Annotated in this window: 12 protein-coding genes and 1 pseudogene; 8 read left to right on the top strand and 5 right to left on the bottom strand. The window is 69.8% G+C overall.

Going from position 1 to position 16277, the window contains the following annotated elements; genetic code table 11:
* Positions 1-21 precede the first annotated feature (21 nt).
* Positions 22-1035 carry a L,D-transpeptidase family protein gene (locus ACOGI8_RS02880; protein WP_419855389.1) on the top strand — a complete coding sequence of 338 codons (1014 nt, stop codon included), beginning with the start codon at positions 22-24 and terminating at the stop codon, positions 1033-1035.
* A gap of 56 nt (positions 1036-1091) precedes the next feature.
* On the opposite strand, the gene ACOGI8_RS02875 is transcribed toward ACOGI8_RS02880, so the two are convergent.
* Positions 1092-1250: a hypothetical protein gene (locus tag ACOGI8_RS02875; RefSeq protein WP_419855388.1), complete on the bottom strand. Its 159-nt coding sequence runs from the start codon at positions 1248-1250 to the stop codon at positions 1092-1094.
* 138 nt (positions 1251-1388) lie between these two features.
* Between ACOGI8_RS02875 and ACOGI8_RS02870 the strand changes: the two are divergent.
* Positions 1389-1607 (top strand): annotated as a pseudogene (locus ACOGI8_RS02870) (IS3 family transposase); the annotation flags it as partial.
* Between the two features lie 57 nt (positions 1608-1664).
* Here the strand turns inward: ACOGI8_RS02870 and ACOGI8_RS02865 are convergent.
* The 3 genes from ACOGI8_RS02865 to ACOGI8_RS02855 all read right to left on the bottom strand — a co-directional run bounded on the left by ACOGI8_RS02865 (position 1665) and on the right by ACOGI8_RS02855 (position 9893).
* Entirely contained in the window at positions 1665-2693 is a 1029-nt protein-coding gene (locus tag ACOGI8_RS02865; protein ID WP_419855387.1) for a hypothetical protein, read from the bottom strand.
* Between the two features lie 110 nt (positions 2694-2803).
* Positions 2804-3529 carry a hypothetical protein gene (locus ACOGI8_RS02860; RefSeq protein ID WP_419855386.1) on the bottom strand — a complete coding sequence of 242 codons (726 nt, stop codon included), beginning with the start codon at positions 3527-3529 and terminating at the stop codon, positions 2804-2806.
* Between the two features lie 340 nt (positions 3530-3869).
* Positions 3870-9893 (bottom strand): hypothetical protein, encoded by a 6024-nt coding sequence (locus ACOGI8_RS02855; protein WP_419855385.1) that lies wholly within the window; start codon positions 9891-9893, stop codon positions 3870-3872.
* A 345-nt stretch (positions 9894-10238) separates the two neighbouring features.
* On the opposite strand from ACOGI8_RS02855, the gene ACOGI8_RS02850 reads away from it, so the two are divergent.
* Genes ACOGI8_RS02850 through ACOGI8_RS02825 form a run of 6 tightly spaced genes read left to right on the top strand, consistent with a single transcriptional unit; the run spans position 10239 to position 15682 of the window.
* Positions 10239-11225, top strand: a complete 987-nt coding sequence (locus ACOGI8_RS02850; protein WP_419855384.1) for an SAF domain-containing protein — start codon at positions 10239-10241, stop codon at positions 11223-11225.
* A complete protein-coding gene (locus tag ACOGI8_RS02845) occupies positions 11225-12130 on the top strand; it encodes a hypothetical protein (protein WP_419855383.1) in 906 nt (301 codons plus the stop codon). Before ACOGI8_RS02850 ends, ACOGI8_RS02845 begins: the two co-directional genes overlap by 1 nt.
* The gene (locus tag ACOGI8_RS02840) at positions 12127-13410 is read left to right on the top strand and encodes a CpaF family protein (RefSeq protein ID WP_419855382.1); all 1284 of its coding nucleotides are present in this window, start codon (positions 12127-12129) and stop codon (positions 13408-13410) included. Before ACOGI8_RS02845 ends, ACOGI8_RS02840 begins: the two co-directional genes overlap by 4 nt.
* A complete protein-coding gene (locus ACOGI8_RS02835; RefSeq protein ID WP_419853873.1) occupies positions 13407-14354 on the top strand; it encodes a type II secretion system F family protein in 948 nt (315 codons plus the stop codon). The genes ACOGI8_RS02840 and ACOGI8_RS02835 overlap by 4 nt, the downstream gene beginning before the upstream one ends.
* A complete protein-coding gene (locus tag ACOGI8_RS02830) occupies positions 14351-15175 on the top strand; it encodes a hypothetical protein (protein WP_419855381.1) in 825 nt (274 codons plus the stop codon). Before ACOGI8_RS02835 ends, ACOGI8_RS02830 begins: the two co-directional genes overlap by 4 nt.
* Before the next feature lie 3 nt (positions 15176-15178).
* The gene (locus ACOGI8_RS02825) at positions 15179-15682 is read left to right on the top strand and encodes a hypothetical protein (RefSeq protein WP_419855380.1); all 504 of its coding nucleotides are present in this window, start codon (positions 15179-15181) and stop codon (positions 15680-15682) included.
* A gap of 7 nt (positions 15683-15689) precedes the next feature.
* On the opposite strand, the gene ACOGI8_RS02820 is transcribed toward ACOGI8_RS02825, so the two are convergent.
* A complete protein-coding gene (locus tag ACOGI8_RS02820; protein ID WP_419855379.1) occupies positions 15690-16259 on the bottom strand; it encodes a hypothetical protein in 570 nt (189 codons plus the stop codon).
* Positions 16260-16277 lie beyond the last annotated feature (18 nt).

Below are 16277 nucleotides of genomic sequence, written 5' to 3'. Positions count from 1 at the left end.
CCTGCCGTACTCTCGCCATGCGTGCTCGTTTCGAACACGCCTTGGCGCACCCTCGCCACAGTGCTCGTCGTGGCGGTGGTGCTTGACGTACTGCCCTCCAGTCACGCGTCTGCGGCCAGCCGGTTCACCGACCTGAGCGCAGAGCCGAGCCAGCTGTGGCACTCCGAATTCGACGCGTCCTGGCCACTCGGCAGCATCACCAAGGCCATCGACCCTGCTGACCGATCTCCTCACGGCCCCCCATCGACCGTCATCCTGGGACCCGGCGAGTATCTGTCGGTCGGTCAATCAGCCACCTCCCCGAATGGCTGGTACGAGCTGACGCTGGAACAGGAAGGTCAGCTGGTGCTCCGCGTCACCGATCCGCAGCTGGGTCCGGATGGCACCCTGTGGTCGACGGGGAGCGCCCAATCAGCGATGCCGCTGCTGCTGATGCGCAGCAACGGCGAACTCGCCGTGTACGACGTCTCCGACCCCGGATTCCTGGCCGCTACCTCCGACGGCGACCTGGCCAAGCTGTGGAGCGCCGGCACCCGCAGCGAGTCGGGTGCCGTGCTCCGGCTGTACGACGACGGCACCTTGGCCGTGGTCACGCCGCAAGGAGGCGTGCTCTGGCGGGGCGGCAATTCGGTGCCCGACGTCGGGCTCGCGGGGCACCGCCATGTCATCTACGACCGGGGCGAGCAGTGGGTCTGGCTGGTGGACGCCGACGGGACTGTCGTGGACAACTATCCGGTAAGCGGCCATCCCGAGTCACCGGAGCCAGGCCGCTATGCGGTTTCCTCGAAGTCAAAAGATGCCATCTCCTACAACTGGCTGGTCACCATGCGCCACATGGTGCGATTCACGACCGATGCCGATGGCGACTGGATCGGCTTCCACTCCATTCCCCGCGGCTGGAGCGATGTGCCAGTGCAGACCGAGGCAGAACTCGGTGACTTCCTGTCGTTGGGCTGCATCCGTCAACGAGACGACAAGGCAGAGCGCTTGTACCGCTGGGCGCCGATCGGCACTCCCGTCGTCGTGCTTGCCTGAGCGCTCGGCGCAGTCCACTCGAACCGTACCGACGGCCCGAACCTGCGCCCGCTGTGTCACGGCAGCCGGAGCTTGATTCCGCCCAAGGCAGCGTCGTCAGGGTCTCGCAGCGCATTGGTGGCCTCGAGCTGGCCATCGGCAGCACCTCGGTCATGCCATGGCATCGCAGCCGTCCACCTCCACGCGAAGCTCATCACCCTCATCAGTGCAGTCACGTCGTCGGCTTGGGTTGTGGAGGTGCGCCGCAGGCAGCCGATGTACTCGTTGCGATACACAGCGGGAATGATGATCCGCGCAGCGTCGACAGCCGACAGCTCGGCGTTCATCATGACCCGAGCCGCACGCCCGTTGCCGTCGGGGACTGCTTCGACAACGCCATGGTCGAGTCGTTCTGGTCCCGCATGCAAGTCGAGCTGCTCGACCGCAAACGCTGGAACACCCGCATCGAGCTCGCCAACGCGATCTTCGAATATCTCGAGATCTGGCACAACCGTCAGCGCCGCCACACCTCCCTTGGCATGCTCACACCCATCGAGTTCGAGACTCGACATCAACATCAACCGGCAGCATGAATCCAGTAATCCGCCTCCGCCAAACGCAGGGAACACCACCCACAAGAAGACGAAGGCTCATGAATCACGATGGACGGCACTCAGGTTGAGCCGGGCCCCGCATTCCAGATAGTCGGGTACATCCTCGGGACGCGGTAGCTGCATTTCCGGCCAGCCTGCTGTGGAACCGAACCCATCGGTGTTGGTGTCCGCCCGTGCGATTGCCGTCGCCATGGTGTTGGCGCCGCAGGCGATCAGTTCGCCTGTCGAGACGTCAAATGCCCACGTCACTCCCGAGAAGCACGGCAAATGTGCCGGCTGCGCCGTGACCAGCAAGAGCGAACCCGCGCGCACGGTTTGGACTTCCCACCCTGGGCTGTCGGGCCAAGGCGGCGAGCGCACCTGCAACGAACCCGCTTCAGCGATGCTCACCGTGTCGCCCAACGACGTGACCGGAACATCCAAGCGCCGGTCCGAGATCGCACCGGCAAGCGGCGTCGAGGGGTTATCTCGCCACTCGACGCCGTCATCGGCCGTTATCCACACTGCGTTGGCGGTGTCGCCGACTTCTAGTGCTCCGTCGTCATGAACGACTGCCGAAGTCACGCCGACACATTCGACCGAGAAATCCTCGGGCAATGCGACGGCATCCAGTGGCGTGCCGCTGACGCAGCGGTCGTCGTCAAGCGCGAGCCCCGTACGGATCAGCGCCCATCTGACAGGCTGATCCGAATGCGCATCCTCATAGCGGTCGATGAGGGGCATCAGTTGCACAAGCTCGGCGAATGCGACACCGCTCGGCGGCGAATCAAAATCCAACGAACTCGCCCACGGCACGATGCCGTCCATCGTGTGCAGCTCGTCGGGCAGCATGTGATACCTGCAAGGTGACGCTCTCGGATGCCGACGCTCCTCATCGCTGTCGTCGGGCACCGATTCAGATGCATGCACGGAATCCGCCGCCTCGCTGACGAGCGGAGCTTCGCTGACAAGCGGAGTCGCGCCCGAAGGCGACGTCTCCGAAGGCTCAGCATCTGCCCCGGCCGCTGGGACACTTACTGCGGCCGAAGCGCCATCCAACGCTCCGGCGTCGTGCTCGCCGCTCATGCCCAAGTCAGCTTCGGCTTGACCAGCTTCATGCAATGGCTGATCCGGCGCAGCGCAGCTAGCCGAAGCGAGCGCAACACACAGCAGAAGCGTCAGAGCGCGTATCCCTATCACGATTCTTCGCCTGTCGATGGGTCATGCGTATCGTCCGCCGCCGACAGCGTCCCGAGCACCGATTCCCAAGGCCTCGCGGCGCAGTCGTCAAGACCTCGGAGCGGGGGCACGTCCGTTAGCTCCGGACTCGAATCCATCGCAACCCGCAGCAACACACTGGAGGTGCAGCTCACCGCCGACCCGGTCTGCACATCTTGTACTACGACATGAGGCAGCGTGCACAAATTGCTCCAAAGCTGCGCCCCCATCGACCAGGCCACGTACTCATCGCTGACACGATCCAATCTCAGCGAGTGAGTCGGACTTGCCCCGGCCTCTTCTTCCGACTCTTCCGAGATCGGGCTATCTCCATCTGCCGACGGGACATCCTCGGAATCTCGCAGCAGCAGATCGGCTTCGGTGCCGTCAATCTCCAGCAACGGGTCGAGCCCATTAGTCAGCAGATAATGCTGTTCCCCTACGTCGTTCTTGAATCTGAGCACCTCGCTCCCAGCATGCTGACCAGCAGGGACATATCCCAAGGAGACCAGCGGCTGTACATCTGCACCCCGCGATCGCGGCGGAGCTGACAGCGTTCCGCCCGGCGAGGAATCATCCTCCGTGCTGAACCTGTCCATCGTCAACGGATAATCAGATCCGCGCAACAAACGCCAAGACTGAATCGGGCCTGTCAACAGCGGGTAGGCAGCATCGCCCCAAGGCGCCACGAACGAGCCCGCCACCCACGGACCAGTCTGGTGAGCGTGTCTCAGCCTGCCAAAGAAGACGTACTCATCGCTATAGCCAAGGTGACTGCCCCCGTTCGACATCAGGCAGTCTTCCGCCCGCAACCCCAACCTGAAAACACTTCCATCCGGCAGCCCGACGAATGTCCCCGAATGATCCACGACTCCTGCGAATGGCCAGACTGGAGCAACGGGAGAAACGGCCTCACCCCCAGCCCGATCATCGGAGTCGGCCGAAGCCGCAGGCCCACCGGCCAGCGCCACCGAGAGGACTGCACAGGCGAACGCCAATCCCAGAACAACACGCCTCATAACCATCTACCAGCCAGAGATTCCTCTATGCCACCGGAGAGGTCGCATGGTCTCCATACCTATACCGGCCGGCTCTCTCGTCCGCAAATCCATGCATCATGATGTAATTCAAAAAGAGCCAGTAGTGAGAGCTGTACCTTTCCGGTGTCAGACGCTCCATTCCTAGATCCGACATGAGCGTCATGTAGCCAGCACGGGCGTCACTGTCGTACTGTCGGTTGTGAACGCCGAACTGGTCCCCATCCTCACTAAGTCGCACATCGGTAAACGCCTCTACACAATCCTTGATGAACCTGACATGGGATGAATACCTAAGATTGAGACCAACGCACGGCCCATCATCCACATGAAAATGGTTCCAATGTGCACTATCGTAATTGCGGTTGATCACCGTACCAAAGTACTTCCGCAAACACGCCTCTACTGCGACCATACGGCGATACGCAGCAGTGCTAGATTGTACATCGCTCCGCCCGCGACAAGGACGCGACGCACGTCTCTGAATCGGACGTTCGAGAGTCGCATTATTCCAACCAATCCAAGCGATGTCCATCGCACGTTCGTGATAATGCCAGCTCTTCTTGACTTTGAATGTAGAGGCGACGGGCCCGAGGAGTTGTTCGGTGGCCTTGTGATGACGCACGCGGACGGTCAGGTCCTTGTGGGTGTGGACGAGCTGCGGGGTGAGGGTGATGGTGGCAGTGCCGTGAACGACGCCGTCCGTAACGGTTCGGGCAGTGGCGATGGAAGGCTGGAGTTCTGCGTCGGCGGCGGCGCTCACTGCAACCTCGGCATCTGCGGGCCAGTAGTTGACGGTGATGGTCTTGGGCGAGCCGACGGTCGCTGTGTAGCTGTCTTGCAGACCTGACTCGATCACCTCGATGTTGAGGTCGTAGTCGCCGGCGGTTCGGGCGCGTGCGGTGGTGGCTTCGATGGTGTAGCGGCCGGGTTGGAGGAAGATGTCAGTCAGGCGGGCGTTGGTGTCGCGTCTGCTGCGGTTGTCGTTGCGCACGACCGGGGTGCCTTCGTCGTCGTCGTCTTTGAGCAGCACCAGGTAGGTGTCGAACGAGTCGGCGTTCGCGGCGGCGCTGTCGAGGCTGATGGTGACCCAGCCGGGCGTGTCGAGAGCGAAGGTGTGCCGCTTGGCCCAATGACGCGCCTGGCGGGCGTAGAACACGCTGGTGGTAGCCGGCCGACGGGCTTTGGCGACGCAGCCGTCGTTTGTGATGGTTCCGCTGTGGGTGACGGTGCCGGTGGCGAGTGTGCCGAGGTGGGTCGAGCACGGCCGGCGGGCGGTGAGGGCGACGCGGCGGACGGCGTCCGCGTAGCCGGTGGCTTTGCAGGTGACGGTGACTTCCAGGGTGGCGGGCACCGTGACCCGGGCGCTGAGGGTGCGGGCGTCGCCGATGCCTGCGGTGACGGTCGCTGCGTCCGGGTCAGCGGTGCAGTTGGCGGTCGGGGGCGTGACGGTGAAGCTGCGGGTGACCGTGAGGGTGCCGGTGCCCTCGGCCGAGGTGTCTTGGAGGCCTGTGATCTGGACTGCGTCGGCGCAGACCACTGTCAGCCGGGCGGTCTTCTTTGCAGTGGTGCCCGCCAGGGTGGCCTTGGCGGTGGCGGTGCCGTTGGCGGTGCAGGCCAGATCGACGGTTGCGGTGCGCTTCCAGGCGGCGATGCTGTTGTCGGGCCCGAAGGTCGGCGTCGCAGCACCCAGCCGGTGGCCCGACGCCGTTATGGCGCCGGTGGTGTTCCAGGCGACCTCGACGCCGGGGCCCGTGGCGGTGGCGTCCGCTGCGATGGTGACGGTATTGCCGCGCCCGATCCTGCACCGGTACGCCGCATCGACGCCGCGGCGGGTCCTTGCGGTCTCGCACTCGCCGCCGCTGGTGGCGGCGCGCGCGGTGATGGTGGTGAGCGCGCCGGCGTGGGTGAGGGTGACCTGCTGGCGGGCAGGGCCGCGGCCCGCGGCGGTGCAGGTGACCGTCACCGGCAGCGGCCCGGGCTCGTCGAGGGTGGCGGTCACGGTGCGCCGCCTGCCGCTGCCTGCGGCGACCGACGCCGCGTCGGGTGTCGCGGTGCAGGCGGCGGTCGACGGCGACACGGTGAAGGGCTCGGACACCGTCACCGCGCCTGTTCCCGCCCCGGCGGCGTCCGCGAGGCCGCTGATGCGCACCGGGGAGCTGTACACGGCGCGCACCCCCAGCCGGTAGCCGCCCACGGCCTGCGCCGCGGCGGTGGTGGCCTCGATCGTGTAGTCGCCCGCCCCCAGACGCAGGTTCCTCAGGCGGCTGTCGCTGCCGGGCCCCGAGTTATCGTCGCTGTGCAGCACCGCACCTGCCGCGGCGTCGTGGCCGCGGTACAGCACCGCATAAGCGTCCAGCGGCCCGGCGTCCGACGCGGTGCCGGCGAGATCGACGCTGACGCGCGCCGCTGCGTCGAGAGTGAACGTGTGCCGACGCGCGTAGAACGTGCCGCTCAGGCCGCGGCCGGCCGACGTGCACCCCGCATCCGCGGCGACAGCGCCGTCGCGGGCGGCGGTGACGCCGTGCACGAGACTGCCCAGCGAATCGTCGCAGTCCGCCGCCACCCCCGACAGCACCGCAGACGCCGTCCCGTCGGCGCGGTCGTTGTTGGTGCAGGTGACGGTGACGGTGGTGGTGGTGCCGGTGGGGATCTGTGCGCTGAGCAGCCGCTGTTGGGGCCGGCGGGGGTCGGGGGCGGTGACGGTGCCTGTGGGCGCGGCGGTGCAGTCGGCGGTGGCGGGGTCAACGGTGAAGGCGTCGGTGACGGTGGCTGCGGTGCCCGCTGCGCTGTAGCCGGTGGCGTCGTCGAGGCCGCCGATGCGGACTTGCTGCTCGCAGTCGATGCCGATGTGTGTGGTGTGGGTGTCTGTGGCGGGATGCCGGCCGGCGGTGACCGTGGCGGTGACAGTGCCGTCGTCGGTGCAGGCCAAGGCGGCGGTGGCGGTGCGCTGCCAGTCGCCGGTGGCGGCGTTGTCGGGGCCGATGACCGGCGTCGCAGCAGGCACGCTCGCGGGCGTGGCGGCTGCCCCGCCGGTGGTGTCCCAGCTCGCGGCGATCGCGGCGCTGTCAGCAGTGACGGTCAGCGTGACAGCGAGCGAGCTGCCCTCGGCGAGGGTGCAGCTGTGGGCGGCATCGGCTTCGTTCGCGGGCGCGGCGGTGCAGGCGTCTTTGGGTGTGAACGTGGCGGTGACGGTGCCCATCTGGGGGCGGGGCTTGGCGGAGAACAGTGCTTGGGCCGTCCCGGGGCTGTGGTCGGGGGCGGTGCAGGTGACCGTGACGGTCGCGGCGGCGCCGGGCCAGATGCGCGCCAGCACGGTGCGCGTGGCGGACAGGCTGCTCACCCACGGCGTGCCCACACCGCGGCCCGCGGCGGTGCCGGTGCAGGTCGCATCGGCGGGGTCGACGGTGAAGGTGTCGCGGGCGTAGATCGCGCCGTCGGCGGGCACCGAGTCCTCCAGGCCGGTGACGCTCACTGCAGGCAGGCGCCCCGACAAGGTCACCACGACAGACGTGGGTGACCGGCGCGTCGCGTCGCAGGTCACGGTGACTTCGTGGCTGAACGGCGCCGCGAGCCTCAGGCTCACGGTGCGCTCGGCGGGTGCGCCGGTGTTGGTCACCGACGGGGCCGCCCCCGCAGCCGCAGCGGTGGCGGTGCAGGCCGCATCGGCGGGCTCCACGGTGAACGCGTCAGCAGCGGTGAGGGTGCCGTTGCCGGTCACCTCGGCGTCGGCGAGATCGGTGATCACGACGGGGGGCTCGTCGAGCGCGGTGGTGACGGTGAGGGCGAACGCGCCCGCCGGGCCCGCGACCGAGGTGGTCACCTCGATCGTGTACGTGACGCCCGCCGCCAGGGGAACGTCGGTGACCTCGGCGTCGGTGTCGGTGCCCGAGTCGTCGTCGGAGTCCTCCACGGTGACGTTGCCCGCCGAGCCCGACAGCACGTAGATGAACATGTCGGCTGCCGCCGACGACGCGGTGATCGTCGCCGTGGACGCCGCGGTCACGCTCAGGGTGTACCGGCGCGCGTAGTACGGCGACTGGGCGTCTCCCTTGCGCAGCGACGTGCAGCCCGCCGCGAGCGTGCCGCTGCGGGTCACGGTGCCCGCCCCGAGCGTGCCGAGATGGTCGATGCACTCGGCGCCGATCGGCGTCTGGGTGGGGTCGCCGAGCAGCGTGCGCGCACAGCGCCCTCCGCCGGCGGCGTCATAGCCGTCGGGGCACGACACGGTCGGCGCGCGCCCGACCAGCTTGGTGAGCGGATCGGTCGGATCGGTGTAGGCGGTCTTCTCGCAGCGGCTCGTCACCGACGAGTACGCGAACCCCGCCGTGGTGCACTGCGGATCCGCCGGGGCGTAGCTGTGCTTGGTGGGGGCCTTGTCGGTGCGGTCCCATGTGACAGTGGCGACATCGGACTGGCACTGGGTGCCGTTGTCGGAGTAGCCGGTCCTGCAATAGGGGGTCGCGGACTGGGTCAGCTCGGTCAGCGGCGTGCTGGTAGTACGCACCCACCGCTGCGACGCCGTGTCGGACTCGCACTGGACACCGTTGTCGGAATAACCGGTCCTGCAATAGGGGGTCGCGGACTGGGTCAGCTCGGTCAGCGGCGTGCTGGTAGTACGCACCCACCGCTGCGACGCCGTGTCGGACTCGCACTGGACACCGTTGTCGGAATAACCGCGGATGCACGACTTGTCCGCCGTGCCGTACCGGTACTTCGTCGGCGTGCTGCGGGTGCGCTCCCACCTGGTCGACGCCGTGTCGGCGGTGCAGCCGGTGCCGTCAGGCGAGTACCCCGACGGGCACGACTCGATCACCGCCGTCGTCACCGTGCGAGTGCGGTTCTCATACCAGCACTGCTGCCCCGCGACCGGGTCGAAGCCGCACACCCGCTTGCGGTACTTCTCGGTCTTGGAGCACGACCGAGTAGCACCGGAGGTCTTCAGCGTGTAGGTCGCCGGGCACGAATAGTCCAACGGCTGCGAGTCATAGAACAGCACCGACCGATAACAGCCCTTGGCGGGCGCCGTGCGATACTTCTCGTCGTCGGGGCACGTCGGCGGGTTCAGCGTGATCCTGCACCGATAGGACACCCCGTGATCGCCCGAATTCGTCACCCGCGTGCCCTCGCTGCACGTCCACGTATAGCCACGCGTCGGGTAATAGTCCTGCTGCTCGTAACAGCCTCGGCTCGGCGACGTCCGATACGCCTCACCGACGGGGCACTGCGGCGGCGACAACGTCTTGGTGCACGTCGTGGCCATCCCGTCATGGCTCTGCGAATACCCCGACGGGCACCTGTACCTATACGGCTCGGTCTTGTAGTAGTCCTGCTGCTCGTAACAGCCCCGGCTCGGCGACGTCCGATACGTCTTGCCGCCGGCGCAATACGGCGGCACCGTCTTGACGCACGTCGTGGCCATCCCGTCATGGCTCTGCGAATACCCCGACGGGCACCTGTACTCATACGGCTCGGTCTCATAGGACACGTTCTTCACATAGCAGCCCTCGCTCGGGCTGGTGCGATAGGTCTGCCCGCCGTCGCAGGTCGGCGTGTCGAGTGCGATCTTGCAGTTGTGGGCCACCCCTTGGTCGCCCGAGCTCGTCTCCAGCGTGCCGTCGACGCAGATCCACGTCGCCGGCTCGTGCTCGACGGTGGCGGTTTGGCATTTGCCTTCGTGGAGTACCTTGCCGCCGGTGCAGTACGCCGGTACGGTCTTCTGGCAGCTATGAGACTCCCCCAGCTCGCCGACCTCGGTGACCACCACATAGCCGTCGGCAGCCTGGGGACACGTACGCGTCACCGGCACGGTCTCGGTCTTGGGCGTCTTGCACAGCCCGTCGTCGAGCACCATGCCCGACGGGCAGCTCAGACCGGGCGCCCCCGACGCTGCGGCGCCGGCCTCGCCGGCCAGGCTGTTCCACTCCACGCCGAGCTCTTCGGTGCCGTCGCCGTCACTGTCGGAGCGCTCCAGCCAAGGCACGGCGCCCACGCCCGAGATCACCGAGGTGGCGACCAGCGTCGCGACCACCAGCCGCGATGCCCAGCCGAGCCGGCCTGCGCGCCGCGGCCTGTTCGCGCGGCGGGGCGGGCGATTTCCAGTACCCCCCCCCCCCCCCCCGTTTGGACGGACTGTCGGCAGAGGCGGGTCATGAGCTCGGCACGCTAACCCCGCACCGCATCGCCGTCAACAACCCCGATCGGCGCAGGCCCGCTGTGGGCCGCGCCCGCACCACTGCCTGCCCCGATGCCTGAAGGGGCCCAGGTGCCGCCCGCAGGGGCACGAACCGCCGACGCGGCAGCGCCGACACGGACCCGACGGCGGCTGCCGCGCGCGGCAAAGCGGACACTGTGGGGGCTCGGCGGTTTGGCGCTGATGGCAGCCAGCATCACGGGGTTCTGGGCGACGGCCGACGCGTTCGACGAGCGTGTCCCCGCGGTGGTCGCAGCGCGGGATCTGGCTGAGGGGCACGTGCTCGGCGCAACCGATCTGGCGCCCGCGGAGGTGCTGCTCGGCGACGTTCCGCACATCGCGTGGTCAGCGGAGGTGCCCGATGCGCTGGCCGGCCTCGCCGTGTCGGCTGATGTGCCGGCGGGGTCGCTGCTGGGCGCGCATCTGCTCGTCGAACCGTCCGCCGGTGCGTTCGGGGACGCCCTCGAGGTCGTGGTTCCGCTCGATGCGAGCTTGGCGCCGTCGGGGGTGAGCGAGGGCGGGCTGGTGCTGCTGGTCGACCCCGGCCTCTCGCCGTCGCGTGAGCGGGCGGGGCGGCCTAGGTCGGTGATCCGCTCGCTCGAGCTCGCTTCTTTCGACGGCTCGGCCATGCGGTTGTTCGTGCCGCCTGCGGAGTGGGTGTGGTGGCGGGCGCTGCCCGCGGAGCTGGGCGCGCCGCCGATGGTGCTGCCGGTGCCGCTCGGCGGTGACGCTGCAGCGTTGGCTGCCGATCTGGACGAGCTGTGGGCGGCCTCCTATGAACAGGAGGCCGCAGCGCTGCATCCCTTCGGCGACGAATGGCGTGCCCGAGCCTCGCCGGGCGAGCTGGAGGTGATCATCGCGCTCGACCTGAGCCTGGCCGCGTCGGCGATCACCGAAGGGGACCTGGCGCTGCTGGTCGACCCCGGCGCGCCCGCCGACGGTGCGGGCGGCGGCAGGCCTCGCTCGGTGCTGCGGGCGATCCGGCTCGACCACTACCGCGACGGCATGCTCGGCGTGTGGGCCGAGCCCGCTGAGTGGGTGTGGTGGAGGACCCTTTCGCAACGGCTCGGCGCGGCACCGATGGTGCTGCGCGTCACCGAGGGCTCCGACACCGACGCTGTCGCCGCCGAGCTCAACGACCGGTGGCGGCAGGCGTGGGAGCAGGGCTGATGCTCGCCGTGCGCGCCGGTGGCGATCTCGACGCGGATGCGCCAGAGCCCGTTGCGGGGGCGCTCGACACGGGCACCTTCGCGGTGGGCGTCGCCCGCTCGTGGGCCCGAGCGGGCCGCGATGTGCTGGTGATCGACGCTGACGCGCACGGCACCGGTCTGGCGAGGCGCATCGGTGCGGCAACCTGTGCCGGGGTGCCGCCCGCGCAGCGGGGCCTGCCGTCGCTGATCGCAGCGCGCACGCCGCTCAACGCGCGCAGCGTGCCGGCTCACTGCTGGGCGCTGCGGGCGGGCGGGAGCGGGTCGGTCCTGCTGCTGGGGGCACCCGGCCATCCCGCTGGGGCCCGCCGCTCGGCGGCGTGGCTGGCCGAGCGGGCCGACGCTGTCGCCGCACTCGGCGACAGGTGGGCCGTCGTCGTGTCGATGCCCGGGTCTCACACCGAGCCCTATGCGGCGCTGACGCGCGCAGCAGCGTTGCAGGTGACGCTGTCGCCTGCACCGGGCACTGCGCCGCCCGGCGGGCTGCGCGGTGTGCTCGGTGCGTTCTGGCTGCGCTTCGACCCCGACCCGTTGACGCTGGTGTGCGCCGGTGCAGGCGACATGGAGAGCCCGCGCCTGGCGGCTGCGGGAGGTGCCGCTGCGGGATTGCCGGTCGTCGGCCGGCTCGGGCCGGTGAACGAGTCGGCACTGCTGGGCGGTCGTGCGAGGCGGCGGGACCGAGCCGCGCTCGACGCCCTGGGCGTCGCCTCGGACCACCTGCACGGTCGCGCAGAGCTCTCGGCCGGCCTGTCGCTGGACACAGCGAGCACCAACGGGCTGCTGTGGGCACACCGTCCTGCCGACAGCCAGCCGGAACCGCCTCGCAGGGACGTCTCGGCGCCCACGGCCACCGGAGCGCGGCGATGAGCCTGGCGGCGGCGATCTGGGACGAGGTGCTGCCGCGGGTTCAGGAGCGCCGGCTGAGCACAGCCGAGCCGCTGCCGGCGGTGGCCGACGCATGCCGACAGATCGCCGAGGACATCACCCGGGCGCGGGAGGCCGAGGCGCTCGACGCACGCGGCGAGTCGCTGAGCGACGACGAGCTGTCGTGGCTGCGAAGCCAGCTCGAAGCGCTGCTCGGCACCGGCCCGCTGGAGCGATACCTGCGGCGCGACGACGTGGAGAACATCTGGCTGTTCGGCCCGCACACAGGGGTGCTGGGCCTCGTCGGCGGCCGCCAGGAGGCCATCAGCGGGCTGTTCGCCGATGCCGAGGAGATGATCGGGTTCGTCGCGCACCTCGCCGTCACGCACGGCCAGACGGGCCGCCGGTTCGATCAGTCGGCGCCGCTGCTGGATCTGCGGCTGCGCAGCGGCGAGCGGGTGTTCGCGGCGATGGAGGTGTGCGGGCAGCCGTATCTGACCGTGCGGTGCCATCGCCACCGCATCGTGCGGCTCGACGATCTCGTCGCCGCAGGGTCGCTGACGCACGAGGCTGCAGAGTTCCTCGCCGCGGCGGTGCGGCCGCCTGCGCCCGCGAACGTGCTGATCTGCGGCGCGCTCGGGTCTGGCAAAACCACGCTGCTGCGCGCGCTGCTCGGCGAGATCGGCCCGACGGAGGTGGTGTGCACGCTCGAGCAGACCTTCGAGCTGTTCCTGCACGACACGCACCCGTACGTGTTCGCGGCCGAGACCCGCGAGCCCAACAGCGACGGCGAGGGCGAGATCGGCATGGAGGAGCTCGCCAGGCGCTCGCTGCGGTCGGGCGCAGACCGGGTGATCGTCGGGGAGCTGCGCGGACCCGAGGCGGCGACGTTCCTGTCTGCATGCGGCACCGGCTCGGACGGCTCCATGGCCACCATCCACGCATCGTCGCCCCGCCAAGCCCTTGCACGCATCGTCCGCTACTGCCTCAGCTCGGGTCTCGCAGGAGCGCAGTCGGCGCTGATCCAAGAAGCAGCCGACGTGATCCATCTCGTCGTTCACATGGGCAGCAACCCGCACACCGGGTTCCGGGGCATCCGCTCGATCACCGAGGTGCTCGGCGCTCCCGACGACCGGTTCGAGGTCCACGACATCTTCGCCCGACCCAATCGAGGAGACCCGCTCGTGATGACCGGCCGGCCGCGCAGCCCTGAATTGGCTGAACGGCTGGCTGAAGGCGGTGCAGACGTCGCCGCATGGCCCAGCGAGCCTCGCCGGCCATGACGGGCGCTGTGTGGTTCGGGCTGCTGTTCGCAGCCGGCGCGGCAGTGACGGCGCTGGCCGGGACCGGCGTGATCGGGGGGCGGGCCCGGGGGCGCCATGATGCCGCCCCCGCGCCGGGCGGCGACGCACAGCCTGAGCACCGCGCCGCTGCCGCAGCGCACTCGGCGCGCAATTCGCCAGTGCTCGCCAGATCGGGACTGGGCCCTAGCCGGCGGCTGTGGATCATCCAGGGCGCGGCCGCGGCGTGCGGCGCCGGCGGCGGGTACGCGGCGACGCGGCTGTGGGGCATGGCAGTGCTCGCCGGGGGCCTCGGGCTGCTGCTGCCGCCGTTCGTCGCAGCCCCCGCCCAGCGGCGGCGCCACACCGCCGAGGCGGTGGCCTGGCAGACCTGGACACGTCAGATTGCCGAACTGGCCCGATCCGGTGCGGGGCTCGGCGACGCTCTGGCCGCCAGCACCTCCCACGCCCCGCCCCAGATCGCCGACACGGTCGCCCGAACAGCCCGCACTGCGCGCCTCGCCGGCCTCGGCGCGGCGACCGGCGAACTCGCCGCGGCCGGGCAGACCTGGGAGCCCGAGGTTGCCGCGGGACTGCGGGTTGCCGCGACCTCCGGCGGGTCGCTGGCGGGACCCTTGGGAGAGCTCGCCGGGCGTATCGGCGACATCGTCGCCCTGCACCGCACCCGCACCGAAGCCGTCGTGCAGCTCTGGACGCAGACCATCGCGCTGCTGGCACTGGCCAGCGGCGTGATCACGCTCATGTACCGCAACAACCCCGCCTATTTCGAGCCCTACCGCACCCCGACCGGCCAAGCCGTGCTCATGCTCATCGCCTTCGTGCTGCTGGGCGCCACTGCATTCCTGGTGCGCCACTCAGTCGTGCGCGCTGACCCGTCGGTCCTGGTCGATCCCAGACGGCGCGGGCGCGCCCGGGACCCGCTGTGAGCACGACCGTGCTGGTGCTGGCCGCCGCAGGCGTCTTCACCGCAGGCGCCGCTCTCGCCGTCACAGCGGTCGCTGCCCCGCGAGAGCGTCCGGCGCGGCGCGGCACCGCGGAGGCGATGCTGGGGCTGCTGCCCCAGCCGAGGCAGAGCCGCCGGGCCGACCTGCGGCTTGCCGGGGTCACGCCGCACGCCTATGCAGCGCAGCGTGCGGCTGGTCTCGTCGGCGGCCTGGCCGTCGGTGTGGTTGCCGCAGCCCTGTGGACCCGCACACCGGTCGCCGCAGTGCTCACCGTGGCATTGGTCACGGTCGCGGGATGGCAGTTGCCCGCCCAGAGCGTCCGCGACGCCGCCCGCCGCGCCCGGGCCGAACTCGACCAAGTGGTGCGGCTGTGGATCGTGCTCGCCGCCCAGCAAGTCAGCGCGGGCACAGACCCCGAGACAGCGATGCTGTCTGCCGCTGGGGTCGGCCGCCGGGCCGGATGGAAACTGCTGCACCAGCATCTGCAGCGAGCCCAGAACGAGCGGCGCCCCGCCGCCGAAGGCCTCGCCGAACTCGTCGACCGGTACAGCCTGACAAGCCTGACCGCCGCAGTCGGCGCCTTCGAACTCGCCGCGCGCCGCGGCACACGCATGGCCGACGCCGTGCTGGCCGCGGCAGACAACCTGTGGCGCGACACCCTCGGACGCGAACGCGAGGCGGCCGAGCGGCGCAACCAGATCATCGTGCTGCCCGCCACCGCAGTGGCGCTGGCGCTCGCAGCCATCCTGATCTACCCGCCGTTCGTGTCGCTCACCGGCGGCATCATCACCCAGGCCCCCTGAACGATGCCGCCACGCCACGACCCCGCCGGGCTCGCGACCCTCGAATGGCTGCTCGTCATCGCCGCCGCCGGCGGCTTCGCCGCGGCGATGACAATCGCCTTCCAGAACCTGCTCGACGACGCCCCCCGCACACCCCCCGACCCCGCAGGCCGCCTCATCGACGCCGGCATCGACGCTGCCCGCATCTCCTCCGAAGCGATCGCCCCCCAGATCATCGCCGAGACCTCCGCTGATGACACCGCGCAGGCGGACGCCCACGCAGCCCTGGCGACGCTCGAGCGCCAGTGCGAAGACCTCGTATCGGCCTACCCCGACACGCTCGCCGCAGCCAGATGGACCTGGGACACGGTCCCCATCGACATACCTCCCCCGCCCACGACGGTTCCCGACGACACAGCCCCTACCACCGTCACGCTCGCGCCTGGCACCGAGACCACCCTCGGCCCCGGCAGCCTGCCGCAGACCAGCGGACGCTGGGTGTGCCGGATCAGCCACTCGCCCCGATGAACGCCGATCAGCACTCTGGCAGGTCCGCGGGCACCACAGGCAGCCCGCCGCCGAGATCGGCCGCGTTCTGCATGCCCGGCGCGTTCGCATCGGGCAGCGGCGCCAGCACCGCCGGTCCGGCCGCTGCCGCATGCACCCGGTCGAGCCGGCCCGGCCACAAGGCGCTGAAGGGGCCGACCACCTCGCCGGACACCTCCACCCGCACCCATCCCGGAGCGCCCGGGCCGGGCCGCAGAGCCGCGTCGGCGCCGCTGTGGCACCAATCGCTGCTGACCGTCACCCCGGCGGGGGTCCACCAACGCCACCCGTCGGGGCTCACCCCCGCCGCGTGCGCCGCGGCGTCGTGCGCAGACGCCGTCATCGACGACACACGAGGGTGCGGGTCGGCTGCTGAGTACACGCTGCCGTCGTCTGCGTGTGCCAGCCCTGCGTCGCCCACTGCGGCCCACGCTGCGCGCAAGCCCGCAGACGCTGCAGTCTCGGCCTGCGCCCGGGCGCCGGTCACCAGGAAGGCGTGCGCCGCGAGGATCAGCAGGAGCACGATGATCCCGGGCCACAGGATCAGCAACGGCAGCACTTCGCCGCGCTCGTCTCG

The sequence above is a fragment of the Candidatus Poriferisodalis sp. genome, assembly GCF_965204195.1.
Classification (GTDB): Bacteria; Actinomycetota; Acidimicrobiia; order Acidimicrobiales; family Poriferisodalaceae; genus Poriferisodalis.
This window is presented reverse-complemented; position numbering and strand designations above follow the sequence as displayed.